The sequence below is a fragment of the Lacticaseibacillus absianus genome (genome assembly GCF_013407595.1).
GTDB lineage: Bacteria > Bacillota > Bacilli > Lactobacillales > Lactobacillaceae > Lacticaseibacillus > Lacticaseibacillus absianus.
The window spans coordinates 1,025,478-1,040,560 of the sequence record NZ_JABEKX010000001.1 but is presented as its reverse complement, the minus strand read 5'-3'; the positions used below and the strand labels follow the sequence as shown (position 1 = coordinate 1,040,560).

11 protein-coding genes are annotated in these 15,083 nt (G+C 57.7%); 1 reads left to right on the top strand and 10 read right to left on the bottom strand.

The genetic code is table 11. The annotated features are described in order from the left end of the window. Nucleotides 1–4: 4 nt before the first annotated feature. Both HII33_RS04360 and HII33_RS04355 read right to left on the bottom strand, forming a co-directional pair. A complete protein-coding gene (locus HII33_RS04360; RefSeq protein WP_179394559.1) occupies nucleotides 5–730 on the bottom strand; it encodes a ThuA domain-containing protein in 726 nt (241 codons plus the stop codon). After that, nucleotides 727–1,812, bottom strand: a complete 1,086-nt coding sequence (locus tag HII33_RS04355; protein ID WP_179394558.1) for a Gfo/Idh/MocA family protein — start codon at nucleotides 1,810–1,812, stop codon at nucleotides 727–729. The genes HII33_RS04360 and HII33_RS04355 overlap by 4 nt, the downstream gene beginning before the upstream one ends. 127 nt (nucleotides 1,813–1,939) lie before the next feature. On the opposite strand from HII33_RS04355, the gene HII33_RS04350 reads away from it, so the two are divergent. Further along, a complete protein-coding gene (locus tag HII33_RS04350) occupies nucleotides 1,940–2,812 on the top strand; it encodes a helix-turn-helix transcriptional regulator (protein ID WP_179394557.1) in 873 nt (290 codons plus the stop codon). Nucleotides 2,813–2,856: 44 nt separating this feature from the next. On the opposite strand, the gene HII33_RS04345 is transcribed toward HII33_RS04350, so the two are convergent. The 8 genes from HII33_RS04345 to HII33_RS04310 form a co-directional block, all read right to left on the bottom strand. Continuing rightward, complete coding sequence (locus HII33_RS04345; protein WP_179394556.1) at nucleotides 2,857–4,338, bottom strand: DUF4185 domain-containing protein; 1,482 nt, start codon at nucleotides 4,336–4,338, stop codon at nucleotides 2,857–2,859. A gap of 144 nt (nucleotides 4,339–4,482) precedes the next feature. Then, the gene (locus HII33_RS04340) at nucleotides 4,483–5,136 is read right to left on the bottom strand and encodes an SGNH/GDSL hydrolase family protein (RefSeq protein WP_179394555.1); all 654 of its coding nucleotides are present in this window, start codon (nucleotides 5,134–5,136) and stop codon (nucleotides 4,483–4,485) included. A gap of 54 nt (nucleotides 5,137–5,190) precedes the next feature. Continuing rightward, entirely contained in the window at nucleotides 5,191–6,882 is a 1,692-nt protein-coding gene (locus HII33_RS04335) for a phospho-sugar mutase (protein WP_179394554.1), read from the bottom strand. A gap of 23 nt (nucleotides 6,883–6,905) precedes the next feature. Then, complete coding sequence (locus tag HII33_RS04330) at nucleotides 6,906–7,772, bottom strand: glycoside hydrolase family 43 protein (protein ID WP_179394553.1); 867 nt, start codon at nucleotides 7,770–7,772, stop codon at nucleotides 6,906–6,908. Between the two features lie 3 nt (nucleotides 7,773–7,775). Continuing rightward, entirely contained in the window at nucleotides 7,776–9,764 is a 1,989-nt protein-coding gene (locus tag HII33_RS04325) for a glutaminase domain-containing protein (RefSeq protein WP_179394552.1), read from the bottom strand. A 29-nt stretch (nucleotides 9,765–9,793) separates the two neighbouring features. Beyond that, nucleotides 9,794–10,381 carry an SGNH/GDSL hydrolase family protein gene (locus HII33_RS04320; protein WP_179394551.1) on the bottom strand — a complete coding sequence of 196 codons (588 nt, stop codon included), beginning with the start codon at nucleotides 10,379–10,381 and terminating at the stop codon, nucleotides 9,794–9,796. A 193-nt stretch (nucleotides 10,382–10,574) separates the two neighbouring features. Then, nucleotides 10,575–12,692 (bottom strand): GH92 family glycosyl hydrolase, encoded by a 2,118-nt coding sequence (locus HII33_RS04315; protein ID WP_179394550.1) that lies wholly within the window; start codon nucleotides 12,690–12,692, stop codon nucleotides 10,575–10,577. 229 nt (nucleotides 12,693–12,921) lie between these two features. After that, on the bottom strand, nucleotides 12,922–15,054 hold the full coding sequence (locus HII33_RS04310) for a GH92 family glycosyl hydrolase (protein ID WP_179394549.1): 2,133 nt from the start codon (nucleotides 15,052–15,054) through the stop codon (nucleotides 12,922–12,924). Between the last annotated feature and the right edge of the window lie 29 nt (nucleotides 15,055–15,083).

Genomic DNA, 15,083 nt, shown 5'->3' with positions numbered 1-15,083 from the left:
GTCATCACGCCTTGGGCTCGAGTGGCTCGAGCGCGTCGAAATGATCGAACAGTCGTGGCCGCGGGTGATCCGGCGCACACCAACGCACCGCGTTTTGGATCACGCGCTGGACATCCGGGTTATAGTAACTGCGGTACGTCTCATGCCCCGGCTGGAAGTAGAAGATCTTGCCGTTGCCTCGGTGGTAAGTCATGCCACTGCGAAAGACCTCACCACCGGGGAACCAGCTGATAAAGATGAGGTCATCCGGCGTCGTCACATCGAACTGCTCACCGTACATCTCCTCTTGGGCCAGTTCGATGTGGTCACCGATCCCAGCCGCGATCGGGTGGCTTGGCTTGACGTTCCAGACACGCGCGTGGTGCCCGTCCTCACGCCACTTCAGGTTACACGTCGTACCCATCAGCTTACGGAAGATCTTCGAAAAATGCCCCGAGTGCAGAACGATCAGCCCCATTCCCGCCATTACCCGGTCATAGACCCGCTGCACCGTGGCGTCTTCCACCTCGTTGTGCGCAGCGTGCCCCCACCACAGCAGGACATCGGTGTCATCTAACACGCTTTGCGGTAGCCCATTGTCCGGTTCATCTAAAGTGGCCGTGCGGACGTGGACGTCCCCCGCTTCGATGAAGCTGGCCAGTTGAGCGTGGATCCCATTCGGGTATACGGCCTGAACGGCTGGCTCACTTTGTTCGTGTCGGAACTCATTCCATACGGTAACGTTGATCATTGTGCGACCTCCTCAAAGTTGACCGGACGATGTTCTCGAGCAGACTGATAGATCGCCTCGAGGATCTTCGTCACCACTAACGCCTGTTCAGGTCGGACCACTGGCTGCGTCCGCGTCTTGACCGCATCGATCCACGCACGCGCTTCGACATCGGCCGGATTCTCACCCGCCCCTTCGAAGAAGTCCACTCCGCCAGTGGTCAGATCAACTTCTTTTTGCCACAGCGTCTGGTGATCTTCCCCGTTGAGGGTCAGCCCGTGATCCATGTCTGCACCGCCTTTAGCACCACACAGCGTTGTCTTGGCCTCCTTGACGTCCAAGCTGTTTAGCGCCCAGCTGGATTCGAGGAACACCGTAGCGCCATTCTTCATGACCACATAGCCAAACGCCGAATCCTCCACGGTGAACTTAGCCGGGTCCCACGGCCCCCACGCGTTTGCACTATTCGGGTTGTCGCCCAGCGCCCGGTAAGTCTGACCGACGACATAAGCGGGCTCGTAGTTGTCCATCATCCACAACGTGAGATCCAACGCATGTGTCCCGATGTCGATCAGCGGGCCGCCGCCTTGTGCTTCTTGGTCGAGAAATACGCCCCATGTCGGCACGGCACGGCGGCGGATCGCGTGCGCCTTGGCAAAGTAGATCTCCCCGAGCGCGCCTTCCTCGCAGACGGCATGCAAGTACTGCGAATCACGCCGGAAGCGGTTCTGGTAACCGATCGTCAACAGCTTACCGGTCCGCTTGGCGGCCTCGAGCATTGCGGTTGCCTCCGCTGCCGTTTTGGCCATCGGTTTTTCACACATCACATCGCAGCCAGCCTCAAGCGCCGCGATGGTCAGCGGGGCATGCGCGGCGTTAGGCGTCAGCACATGCACAACATCCAGCGGCTCCTGCAGCATCTCACGGTAATCCGTGTAGACGTGCGCATCCGCGGTCCCGTATTGTGCACGGGCCGTCTCGGCACGTTCGGGGATCAAGTCACAAAACGCGACTAACGCGACATCCGCTAGTTTGCTCAACGCAGGTAAATGCTTGCCGTTGGCGATCCCACCACAACCGATGATCCCGATCTTGATTGTCATTTAGTCTCCTCCTATGTTCGTACACGCTTTCATTTTCGAACGGCTTAAGTATAATGAACTGAGAAGCGCCTTTCTTCCCCAGTTTGCGACCTGATTGTCCCGTATCTTGACCTACTATGGAGCGCATATGACCCCTTACATTGAATTGCCGACATGGCCCGAGCGACTCCCGTTTCGTGCCTTTTATAACGACGGGAGTGGCCCCGTCTACCCGCACCGACACCGCGCGATCGAGATCATCGAGGCCGTGACGAATCAAACGCGCATCGGCGTCGCGGGGCAGACCTACACGCTGAACGCCGGCGACATTTTCTTTTTCCCCAGCGGTCAACCGCACTACTTCTTACCGACGCCGAACAGCATCCGTAAGGTCTTTCAGTTCGACCTATCGCTTTACGACTTTCAGCTGATGCAGACCAGTCTGACCACCATGAGCACCGCTCTCGCGCACCGCACCCAATGGAGCCACACGTGGCCCGGCAGCGTGACGAAAGAGGTCCACCGCCTCCTAGCGGGGTTGTTCAAGGCCGCCGACGCGCCCAATGCGCGTGCCACCGTGATTGGTGATCTGTACCTGCTACTCGATTGCTTCGTCCACCGGCTCCCCTACATGGCCGGGCCACCGTTAGAAAAACTGGACCGCTCCACCTTGCAGGCAGAGGCCATCACGGCGCAGCTCAATATGGTCTACGACTACATCGATACCCATTACTGGCAACCGATCACGCTAACGGATATCGCCGACTTGCTGAATTTCAACCCGCAGTACTTCGCTCGCTTCTTCAAGCGCAACACCGGCAGCACCTTCGGCCACTTTCTGTTGGACTACCGGCTGATGAAGGCGAGCTTCACCCTCGTTGGCAGCGATGCGACCATGCCGGAGATCGCTGAATCCTGCGGGTTTCAGAGCGTCAAGACCTTCCACCACGAATTCAAACAACACATGGGGCTCTCCCCACTGAACTACCGCAAGGCACAGGTGACCCAGTCCCCCAACTGACAAGGCCCGTCAGCGGCGGGTGCCCCTCTGCCCAGTTGGTCCACCTACTGGAGTTGGATCAACCGCACGAACCGGGGGTGGTAGATGTCTGCGTTCGTTTCGTGCTCCGCCCAGCTCGTCGTGTTGACATTATAAGAGACGAGCAACTCACCTGCCGCCGAGATGGGCAGATGTGCCTTGGCGTTATAAACGTATATCGTGCCGCTGTTCTCTGCCTCGTGCGGGTAATACAGCTCGGTGTGGGACTCGAATGGCCCTTCCGGCTGGTCAGCCGTGTACATCGCCAGCTTGCCGCCAGGGCCCCACTGTTGCCAGATCAGCACGTATTGACCGGCGTAAAAGCCCGCGTCGCAATAGCTCACACTGAACTCGCTGGAGACTGCCGGTGCGATCGGGACTGCCGCTTTAGGGTCTGCCACCCAATCACGACCATCCCAATACGTCCACCGATCAAAGCGGGCGAAGTCTTTGGCGATCACCCTCGCCGCGACGGGCCGGTGCGTCTCCCACGACTGTACGCCGTACGCATAGAGCATCTCGTCTTCTTGCGGGTAGTTCGCCCGGCGCAGATAAGCAGAAGCAAAGATCGTCTCCCGACCGTTACCGGCACGATACCGCATCGGTGCAAGCGCCTGCGTCACAGAATCCAGATTGACCTGGCCATCATTGAATCCGACCGTCAAGTGGACGGTCCCCTCAAAGGCAAACTCGAACCCTTCTCGACCCTGCGGATTCGGCACGACGATCAGCGGCAAAAAGTGCAACTGCGCCCCAATGAGCACCCCGTCTTGCATCCAAAAGTAAGCGTCCTTGCGCAGGCCTAACTGCTCGTCCGGGGTGAACAGACTCACCGGCGTCTGATTGGGCTGCCGCGGATAGAAGAAACGAAACTTCGCCGCCTCTGGAGCGTGCCCATCCAGCACCGCCATGCAATTATTGATCATCACATCATGGTGGAGTTGACGGGTCGTCGGATCGACACAGCCGATAAAACTGTCCCCAAAAACAAAAGCTACCCGCGACCGGTCATCCAATGCGGCGAGGTCAAAACTATAAATGCCATCGCCGCCGGTCCACCCTTGACCCTGCGGCAACGCCTCTGACCACTCCGGTGCGGGAATCGCCAGCACCCCACGGCCAGACACCAAGCTGACTCGTTCGATCCCAAGCGCTTGAAAAAATGACTGTGGGGCTTCGAACGACCGGGCCTCAGCCGTGTCGTCACGGCAATCAGAAATAAGCCGCACGTACCGAGTGGATGCGTTATGCAGGTCGACCGTGAGCCGATCGGTACGCGCGATGAACTTCGTCGCCCAATCTCGAGCGTCCATCGAGACCTGCACCGCGATCACTCGAGGCGCGCGCCCGTGACTGAGGATCTCGATCGACTGCAGCGGGAGCGTGATCGATAAGTCGCCTTGAAGTGCCACCATGCGACCGCCTGTCGCGATCGTCGTCGTGGTAAGTTGCCAGTCCTGGCACTCGAACTGCTGGCCGCTGGCCTGAGGTCGTCGTCGTTCTGTCATGATCGTTTCCCCTTTCTTGCGCGGCTTCTACCCACCGCCAGGCCCGGCTGCAATCTGGCCCCGACCTGACGAGACGAACCGCCTTACCTCGTCCACGTGATGGTCCCTTGGTGCGACCACCGGTGCACGGTGTCTTGTGCGCACTCAGAACTGATGCTGCCAGTCAAATCCGATCGCCTGCAAGAACGTGTTGGTGACCAACAGATGCCCCTTAAAATTCGGGTGAACGCGATCCGCGGTCAGGATGTAACTCGCGTGCAACGTGAGATAACGATCCACGACCGCTTGGACATCAACATACCGTAGCTCGTTGGTCGTCGCCAGTTCTTCAGCAATGGCGCGGTACTGATCCACCATCGCCCGCATCGGGTTGTGCCGGTCCGGCTCAAAAAAGAACGGGCTGATGATGATGATCTGCTTGACCTTGTCTTGGGTCGCATCAATCATCGCCTGATAGTTGGCACGATATCCGTCCGGCGTGACGAGGTCGGTCGGGTGGTAGAACGGCGCATCGAAGTGCCGCCAGACATCGTTGACCCCGATCAAGATCGAGACGTAGTCAGGGTGTTGCTGGATCACATCTCGGTCCCATCGCGCAAGCAATTCATTGGTGGTGTCACCGCCGACCCCGGTGTTTTGAACCTTGATCGTCAGTTCAGGATAGATTGCGGTCAGCGCAGCGCTGACCATGTTTGGGTACCCATCCCCTAAGAACCCCGGCAAGCCGTTTCGGTCCCGCCCGCAATCGGTCACGGAATCTCCGGTAAACAACAACGTCTCATTTTTATTGAGCAACATACTGATCCACTCCTTTTTGGTCAGTTCCTGAACGCGCGACGGCAGGGGCGCGTCTCAGCGGAAGAATTGCGCCAGTTCAGCCATCATGGCCGCTTCAATGCGCGCCGCTTCTTCCCGGTCGGCCGCCGCAACGGACAGGTAGAGCTTGATCTTAGGCTCAGTCCCACTCGGCCGGACCGTGACCGTGCACCGATCGGCGAAGCTGAACTTCAACACATTCGCCTTCGGCAGATCGCCGATCCCCACCGCATAATCCGTCAATTCGACGAACGGCTTTCCCGCTAACTGCGAGAGTCCCGTCTGTCGCAGGCGCGCCATAATGTCGTTCATTCGCGCCACGCCGGCGGCCCCGTCGAACTCGAAGCTGTGCAGGGTATTCAGGTAATACCCATATCGTGAATAGAGCGCCGCGAGCTTATCCAGAAGCGTGAGCCCACGCGTCTTGTAGTACGCGAACATCTCACAGATCAAAAACGCGGCATCGACCCCGTCCTTGTCCCGGACATAGGTGCCGGACAAATAGCCGTACGACTCCTCAAAGCCGAACAGATACGACGCCGTTTGGCCCTGTGCCTCCAACCGGCCAATTTCTTCACCGATAAACTTGAATCCCGTCAGCAGATTAACGGTCTTGACGCCATAGTGCGTAGCGATCCGTTCGGCCATATCGGTCGTGACGATCGTCTTCACCAATTCCGGTGCGTGCGGCATCGTACCGGTCGCCAGACGCCGCGCGCAGATGTAGTCGAGCAGCAACATGCCCATCTCATTGCCGGATAACAGGACGTACGCCCCGCTGGCGTCGCGGATGGCGGTCCCGACCCGATCACAATCCGGGTCGTTGGCCAGGAACAGATCTGCGCCGCGCTTGGTGGCGTACTCGATCCCAAGTGCCATTGCGGCCTTCATTTCCGGGTTGGGGAACGGACAAGTCAAAAAGCGACCGTCTGGCTGCGCCTGTTCCGGCACCACGAAAATATTCGTGAAGCCGGCTTCGGTCAGTGTCCGGGTCACCGGTTTTAACCCGGTCCCGTTCAACGGTGAGTAGACGATCGCAACGTCCCGATCGATGTGATCAGCTGGCGTGAGCAGCGATTCGCCGTGGACCGCCTCAACAAAGCGGTCATACACTGAATCCGGCACATCGACCACCTGACCGGTCGCTCGGGCCGCCGCCAACGCGTCTCGATGAACATCCGCGAACGGATCGACCCGCTCGATCTCTGCCAAGATCGTCGCCGCGGCCTGGGTGGTGATCTGACACCCCGCTTCGTTGTAGACCTTGTAGCCATTGTACTGGGCCGGGTTGTGGGACGCCGTGATCATGATCCCGGCCGCGCAGTGTAGCGTCCGGGTCGCAAAGCTCAAACAAGGCGTCGGCATGATCTCACGGTATAGCCAGACCTTGATCCCATTCGCCGCAAAGACCTCTGCCGCCACTTGCGCAAACACGTCGGAATTGCGCCTCGAGTCGCGCGAGATCACGATCTGCCGCTTCTTCTCTGGAAAATGCGAGACCACGTAGTTCGCCAAGCCTTGCGAGGCCTTGGCGACTGTATAGCGGTTCATGCGGTTCGTCCCGGCGCCAAGCAGTCCACGCAGGCCGCCGGTCCCAAACGCTAGGTCGCGGTAGAACGCGTCTTCGATCTGCGCGTCATCCCCCGCCATTGCCCGCAATTCCGCCACAACTTCTGGGTCCTCAGTTGCATGATCGACCCATTGTTGATAGCGCATCATTTCATTCATTACTCGTCACCCTCACCCGATCATCAGCTCATCACGACCGGCAATATGTTCCCGTCTTGGTCAAATCTCAATCGATCCATGCAGAGGATCCGCTTGGTCGAATCCGTCTCACCCACCGGTCGCCGGTGGTAGATGATCTGCCACTCACCGGACTGCGGATCCTGAACGACGCAATGGTGGCCCGGCGCTTCAGCGACACGCTCGTCGCCTTTCAAGATCACCGCCTGAGCGACGAATGGCCCTTCAAGCGCGTGCGCCTTCGCGTAGACCACCTGGTAGCCTGCGGCGGACCACACACCTTCAGACCACATGAAGTAATACGTGCCATCCTTATGGATCATGCACGGCGCTTCGACATACCCCGCCGGCGTGATCTCACGGAAGAGCGACCCGTCTGCCATGGGCACGAACCCAGTGAGGTCATCGTTGAACTGGGCCAAGTTACAGTGTTGCCAACCTCCGTAGTAGAGATAGACGCGGTCGTTTTCAACGTAGACGTGTGGGTCGATGGGCTGTGCCCCGTTAATGAAGTTGCCGATCAGCGGATGCCCAAGGTAATCGTGATATGGCCCCTCCGGTCGGTCTGCAACGGCCAGCCCGAGACCACCTTGTTCTTGGTCAGACTGAATGTCGTTGCAAGCAAACACGACGAAGTAACGCCCGTGCCATTCAAACTGGCTTGGCGCCCACAGTGCCCGGTGGACCCAGCTGAAGTCACTGATGTCCAAAACGTGACTGACCTTGACCCACTGTCGGAGGTCTCGACTGTGAAACGCGTCAAAATGAACTTGCTGCCCGCGCGCACACGATGTGGTCGCAAAGAGCCAATAGTCGTCGCCGTATCTGCGGATTTCTGGATCGGCATAGTAGCCGTCAATAATTGGATTCATTCCTCATCCCTCCTGTTGCCGAGTACGCGCGTTCAGCATGGGCATGAACACCCCACCGATGACCGACCGGTGTTTGAACGACACGGACCGACCATTCTCGGTGTCATACCAATCTGAGAACGGCACCCGACTTGGACTTTCGTGTAAGTAGCGCACCAGTGCTTGAGCCAAAGGCGCGAACTGCTCAGCGGTATCACTCATCGCCGCCACCCACATCAACCAATCCGCCTTGGTGTAAGTGGCCCGACTATCAAGCGGCGCCCCATAACGATTCAGTTCACGGGTGTAGCGTGCGAGCTCTCGTTGTCCGACCTCTGGGGCAAACAAGCCCAAGCCGGCCACCCGGTCCCAGATCAAGTTGTACTTCAGCGACCACCCTTCATCGCGATCAAACGTGAGGCGTGTGTCCGTCTCACTGGCGGCCGCCTGCTGCCAGTGAACCGCCAGCGTTTTCGCTGCAGTCGAATACTTCTCTGCGGCCGCCGGATCGATCGACTGCAAAGCTTGCCCGAAGACACCTAGGGAAGCAACGGCCTTCAACGCAAGGTTAACGTTGTGCGCCAGATGGCCCGCAAAATCATCGGTGCACAACTGCTCATCCGGATCCTCACCGTAAGCCACCAAGTAATCCGCCCATGCCTTGAGTTGCGGCAGATTCGTGGCCAGGAATCCATCATGTAAGGCCGTCTCGACCAGTCCCGCCATGATCAACATATTGCCACACTCTTCGATTGGCATCTGATCGCGGTGATTATAGACGTGCTCACTTGCAGGCCACGTGTAGAGTTGCGGGATCGTGTCGTTGTGGAGGAAAAACAGTGCGCCATCATCTTGCGGGTAGTGATTGTGCATCCCATACACTTGCCCGACCGCGTACGGATAACGGCCAACGTCGTGAGGCGCATAGTCGGCAGTCCACACCGGCATCGCCGCAAACCGAAGAACGGGGCGGATCATCGCTTCGACGAGCTCGGGTGCATACAGGAGAAACAGCGGAATGGACGGGTAGCTCACGTCCACGGTCCCAATGCAGCCATTCGACTGGCACTCCTTGGACAAGAAGACGAGCTGGCCTTGTTCGTCTTGGATCAGTTTGTGCGCAGCGATCGCCTGACGGTAGGCCGTCGCACAGATCAGCCGATAGTCATCGCCCCCGACCGCACGCGCGTCCGCGTCGATCTGCGCATCGATCCGCACACAATCAGCGATCAACTCAGCGACCGCCGGACAACGCGCCGCGAGCAACGCCAGCATCGACGGCTGCCGATGCGTCCAATACGCATTTTGCACCGTGCCAAAATACTCGATCGCGTGCACGTCGTCATACGCCACCAAGAAGTAGCGGGTGAGGGTCGCGTCGGTATCCAGGGTCAGTGTGACCTGTAGGCCCTGGTGATTCCACGTCGCATATGACCCGACTTTCGCCCCTTGGCGTGGGTCACCGCACAGGTAGAGGTAACCCCAGTCGATGTCGATCTGATCACCCGAGCCATTAAGCGGCGTCTGCCGGGCCTTACCCATCATCGCTGCCGTACAGGTCGGCTGCACGAAGGACTTGGCGATCAATCGATCGCCCGAAAGGTCCTCGTAGGTGATGTGACCATCGAAGCGTGCGGTCAGCTGTGCGTGATGTGTCACCCCATCACGGCTGATCAGCGTCGCTGCCACATAGGTCACCGGCTCCGAGATTGTTTCGATGTCATGTAGATCAAAGTGTTGCGCAAACGTCAGCGTCAACTCGATCTCGCCGGTCTGAAATACTGCGAGCGTTCGCGTTGGTTCGATCTGAAGATCCACTTGCGGCAGCGCCTCAAGCGTTGGTTGCCAGCCCATGACGTTGTAAGGCTTGCCGTCTAACGTCAAGGTCATCTCCACCGGCATCTGCTTCCCCGTCCAACTCTCTGTTGTGACGTCGGTCAGCTTGTCAGCGGGCGACCAGACCGAAAAGTATGGATCTTGTACGAATAAAGGTACTGATGGGACACGCTCCATTTTTATCCCTCCATTTTTATCCGCCACGCTCATGCGTAGCATGCCTGAATGACGGCCACGACCTGCTTCGCAACGGCCTCGTTGCCCGCCTCGTTGAGGTGCAAGTGATCCGGGCACTTATAATACCCGGGCACTTGTTCGCAGACCGTGTAGAGGTCATCGATCGGCACGTGTGCCAGTGACATCACGGCTTCAGCAGCTAAGTTATAGGCTTTGACCCACGCGTTTTGGTAATGGATCGTCGCCCCCGTCCCTGAGTTGTCCTGACCTGCACCTTCCCGCTCCACAGGCAGACTGTTGGCCCAGATCAGATGATTCGTATGCGCTTGCAAAAACTCGGTCAGACGCATCACCCCGTGGACGTAGTCATCCAGCGGATGAAACGCATCCGGCATGGGCGCCTCAATGTTCATGTCCCAATACCCGTTGTTCCAATGGATAACATCGAAATAGTTCGCTTCATGTATAAAGATCTGATTGACCTGCCAGAGGGTATATGAACAATCACGCCCATTGTCAACGGGTGTGATGACTTCAAACTCTGGTCCCAGTAGCCGTCTGACGTTCTCTTGGTACCCTTGACGGATGGAATCACCCAACAACAAAACTTTTCGCATACCGTTACTGCCTCCCTATATCGACGCTTGACCGCCTTACGCCAAATAGACGATCGGTGCTGACCCATGCTGGTGCCACACCGCGCCTCGTGCAAGGTCGGCTCACCAACACACGTCCCTGCATCTCAGTCAGGCGCGCAGATCGCCCACAACCTTGACCGAACGCTCACTTGCGCGCGCACGATCGAAGCGCCTAGCTCATCTTGTCTTCCGCACCAGTGATGGAGAACGGCGCATCGGCGTTGTAGCAGGCCTCATTCGGCACGACACCAAGCGTAAAGGCTAAGTGGCCTCCTGTGCGCAACTGCTGGTGCGTGATGAAGCATTGCTGGTGCGTGGCGTCGTTCCAATCGACTTGATCCACGAATTGGTGGTGGCGATCATTCTGAGCGGCAGAGATCGTCACCGCCTGGCCGTTGCTCAAGTGCATCACGGCCTGATCGAATAACGGAATGCCCAACAGGTACTCACTGGTCCCTGGACAGAATGGGTAGAGCCCGAGCGAGTTGAACACGTACCACGCCGCCATGCTGCCATTGTCTTCATCCCCTGGATAGGCATCCCACCCTGAGTTGTACTTTTCAAGCATCATCCGCTTCAGCATCGGTTGCATCGCGTAGGTCTTGTTGATGAAGGAGAACAAGTATGGCAGGTGGAAGGCGGGCTGATTGCCGATGTTGACCTGTCCAAACTTCAACGCTTCCGTCTCGCGCATCTCATGGATGATAAACCCATAACTGCCGACCCGATAACGGGGCGTTTGGTTACACAAGTCGACCAGCTGCGCATCAAATGCGTCAGGTGACGAGAAACTGCGCCGCAAGCCTTCGATATCGTGGTAAACCATGTAGGTCTCTTGCCAGGCGTTGCCTTCGGTGTAATCGCCACCCCAACGCAGTGGATCAAACGGGTCACGGAACTGGCCTTTGGTATCACGCCCCACCACAAAGTTACGCTTCGGATCGACCAGGTGGCGATACGACTTCGCGCGTTCCCAGTACTTCTTGGCCGTCGCTTCATCACCGAGCACTCGCGCGACCTGACTCACGCTAAAGTCGCTGTAACTGTAATCTAACGTGTGGTTGACCGATTCCTTGTCGGCGGTCGGGACATAACCATAACGCTTATAGTCATCGATATAGTTACGCCCGTAGTTCTCGATCGGGCTTTGGTCCTCTGCAGAGTGGATCATCGCCTTCAAGAACTCCGGCATGTCGTCAAGGCAGAGCCCCTTGACCGCTAAATCCGCCACGACCGTATCAAACAGTGTCCCTGGCATCCCACCAGTCTCCTCTGGGGCAAGCCATTTTGGTAAGTAACCCGACTCCCGATAGCTGTTCAAGAACCCAGCCATCATTTTCTCTAGCGCCGGCTGATCAATCAGCGTCAGTAGCGGGTAAAGGGTCCGTGAGGTATCCCAAAACCCGGTGTTCATATACAAATAACCCGGACGGATCGTATCCGCATACATGTCGTAGTGGACCGGCTGGCCGGCCTCATCGGGTTCCCAACATTGCATTGGAAAGAGGCTCGTCCGCCACAGGTTGTGATAGAAGGTCGAGACATTGGCCGCGTCGTGATCTTGCACATCGATGCGGGCCAACTTCTCTTGCCAGCGGGCCGTGGCGAAGGCCAAGGCGGTCGCCATCGCCATGCTTGGCACGTGCGCCGCCGCCTGAGCCGCGCTGATGAAGGACGTGCCGAGGTCTACCCACAGGGTGTCGCCCCCTGCCACCTCAAAAAGGAAGTCATCCCCATCGCGACTCATGGTCACATCCTGGGAGAACCGGAGCTCAAAATACAGCTTCAGCGGATGACAATGGTAGATCCGGTCTTGCGTCGTCACACCCACGATCTTGCGCGCACCGACCTGATCGACTTGACCATGTATCAGCTCACCCAGCCGAAGCCCCTTAGTGGCGGTCTGGCCGTCTAAGCGAAGCTTCGCCCCATACTCAGTCGGCACGAGCGTCAGTTGCCATTCGCCTGAGATAGACTGCAAGTCGAGCCGGTGTGGGTTAAAGGTGGCGGAATCCGGTTCGTATGAAGCAGTCGTCAACGCCTTTTCTGCGCCAAACGGCAAGAGGCGCAACGTACAAAAATCACGCATCCACGGACTGGCCTGATGGGTCAGCCGGATCCCCTTGAGATACGGGACGGACGGATCAAAGAACCAAGAAGTCGGTTGGTTCTCGACCGCAAAATAATTCATTCCAAAGGGTAGACCCGTTAGTGGCAAGCAGTTGCCGTGAGACAACTCAGGTGTATTGTGGGTCCCTTGCCTGGTATCGATATTGTTAATGTTATACATAATTTACCTCGTATTGTTGGTCAAACGCAGCGTGGGCCAAAACCCGATACTCTAGGTTTTGGCCCACGCGGTTGTCACGACGCTGATATCAACTTCTAGACATCTCTACTTGTGGAATCTTTTCAAGGTTGGGCCAGGCGAGTAACGCACTCACCTGGCGCCCAACAACGCACGCACCCTTCGCGACGAGGCGGTTACTCAGGACGCGCGGCTTGTCGTCAAGACTGCTTTAGTTAGCCCGACCACTGGCCGGCCCGGCCTTGTCGACCTGCCAGACAGAGAATGGCAGGTCGTCATCATAACAGTGCTCATTCGGCACGACGCCGAGCGTAAACTCGATCGAGCCGCCCGCTGCCAATCGTTCGTGCGGGAGGAAGCACTTACGATAAGGTTGGCCGTCCCACGCCACGCAATCGACGAATTGATGATGCGCATCGTTCTGCTCGGCTCGGATCGTCAACGTCTGGCCGTCACTGAGGTGAAGGCAGGCCCGATCGAATAACGGAATGCCAAGCAGATACTGCCCAGAACCTGGACAAAACGGGTAGAACCCGAGCGAATTGAACACGTACCAAGCGGCCATGCTCCCGCCGTCTTCGTCGCCAGGATAGGCATCCTCATCATCCCTGAAACACTCCAGCATCATCCGCTTCAACATCGGCTGCATGGCGTAGGCCTTATGGATGAAGCTAAACAGGTAGGGAATGTGAAAAGACGGTTGATTGCCAATGTTGACCTGACCGAATTTCAGCGCCTCTGCTTCCCGCATCTCATGAATGATGCCCTGATAACTGCCGACCCGGTAAAGTGGCAACTGGTTACACAACCGGACAAGTTGGTCATCAAACGCTTGCGGAGACGAGAACGACTGCCTCAAGCCTTCAATGTCATGGTAGACCATGTACGTGGTCTGCCAGGCGTTGCCTTCTGTGTAGTCACTGCCCCACCGCAATGGATCGAATTCAGACCGGAACTGTCCCGCCTCGTCGCGCCCGACGGCAAAGTTACGTTGCGGGTCGATCACATGGCGGTAACTCTTCGAGCGCGCCCAGTACTTCTTCTGAACGTCTGCCTGCCCGAGCACTTCGGCCACGCGACTGATGCAGTAATCGCTGTAGCTATAATCCAGCGTATGGTTGATCGCCTCTTTATGCGTTGTTGGGACATACCCATACTGCTTATAACTCTCGACGAAGACCCGGCCGTAATTCTCGATCGGGCCTTTCACTTCCGCCGACTTGATCATGCCCTCAAGGAACTCAGGCATCAGATCCAAGCACAGCCCCTTGACGGCAACGTCTGCCACGACCGAATCGAATAACGTGCCCGGCATGCCACCGGTTTCCTCAGGTACGGGAGACTTAGGCAGATACCCCGACTCCCGATAGTGATTGATGAACCCGGCCATCATCTGCCGCAACGTGGGTTGATCGATCAGGGTGAGTAGTGGAAACAGCGTCCGCGACGCATCCCAGAACCCGACGTCCATGTACAGATACCCTGGCTTCACCTCATCCGTGTAGACGTCGTAATGAACTGGATCACCATGCGCATTCGGTTCCCAACATTGTTGCGGATACAGCGTCGTCCGCCAAAGATTGTGGTAGAAAACGCTGACCTTCTTTGGGTCTGAATCGGTCACCTCGATCCTGTTCAACTTCGTATTCCAGATCGCCGTTGCGTCAGCCAAGGCCGCTGCCAAGGAGTCCTCGCTGCGGTTCCGGTGCGCGCCTTTGGCGCTGATGAACGACGTGGACAGGTCCATCATCAGCGGTGCCGGCTGATCGGCGATCACGTTGTAGTCTTGACCATCCGCGACCAACCGCACCGCTTCCGAGAAGCGCATTTCAACATACTGCTTGATCGGATAGCTGTGATACGGGTGTGCCTTGGTGGTGATCCCGACAATGGTCGTCGGGTCACGCTGTTCAATGTGGCCGGGGGACCGCAATAGCATTCGCAGCCCTTTATGGGTCCCGGCCCCCGTCAGCTTGACCTTCGCACCATAGCGCGTTGGCACGAGCTGGAAGTCCCAGCCCCCCGCCAGCGACTGTAATCTCAGTTCATGCGGGTGAAACTCGGCCTGTTGCACCTCATAAGACGCCATATGCAATGACTCATCGACGCCAAACGGCAGCATCGCGAACGCGCAGAAGTCTTCGCCCCACGGCCCACCCCGGTGCGTCAACCGGATCCCCGTCAAGTAGGGCAGATCCGGATCGAAGTCCCAAGACCCTTCCCGATTCTCGACGGCAAAGTAATTCATGCTGAACGGAAGCCCGGTGACCGGGAAGCGATTGCCGTGTGATAACTCAAGCGAGTTGTGCGTCCCCTGCCGAGTATCGATTTCACTGACCTGCATTCGGATAAGTCTCCTGTATCTTCTGGCGG